1 protein-coding gene is annotated in these 391 nt (G+C 71.9%); it reads left to right on the top strand.

Annotated features, from left to right (window positions below; all coding sequences use genetic code 11):
• Positions 1–115 precede the first annotated feature (115 nt).
• On the top strand, positions 116–391 hold a 276-nt coding region (locus tag C7C46_RS33450), incomplete at its 3' end, for a hypothetical protein (RefSeq protein ID WP_146259337.1).

Raw genomic sequence — 391 nt, 5'->3', positions numbered from 1 at the left:
ATCATCGATCGGGCTCAGCAGGCCGAGCTCGCCGAAGCCCTGATCGCGGAGCTGGACGTGACCTTCGGCGACACCAGGAACCAGCGCCGGTGACCCGAACCGGGAGGAGCCCGGATTGAACCTCGCCATCGCCCACACCGACCCCGCCGCCCTCATCGCCCGCTGCGAGACCACCGGGGTCCGCATCACCGCCGCTGAGGCGGAGTATGAGTCAGGGTCCGTTCTTCCGGCCGGCCCCTGGCAACCGCTGACGGCCGACCTGGCCGCACGGCTCATGCCCAGCGCCCAGACCGCCGACGCGACGTTGGTCGAGCTGGTCAAGCTCCCCGACGGCCCGGTGCCCGAGAGCCTGGCGGCCTTGGCAGACCCGCTCGGGGACCCGGACGCCGTT

Origin of the sequence: Streptomyces tateyamensis, assembly GCF_003205575.1 — a bacterium.
GTDB lineage: Bacteria > Actinomycetota > Actinomycetes > Streptomycetales > Streptomycetaceae > Kitasatospora > Kitasatospora tateyamensis.
This window is presented reverse-complemented; position numbering and strand designations above follow the sequence as displayed.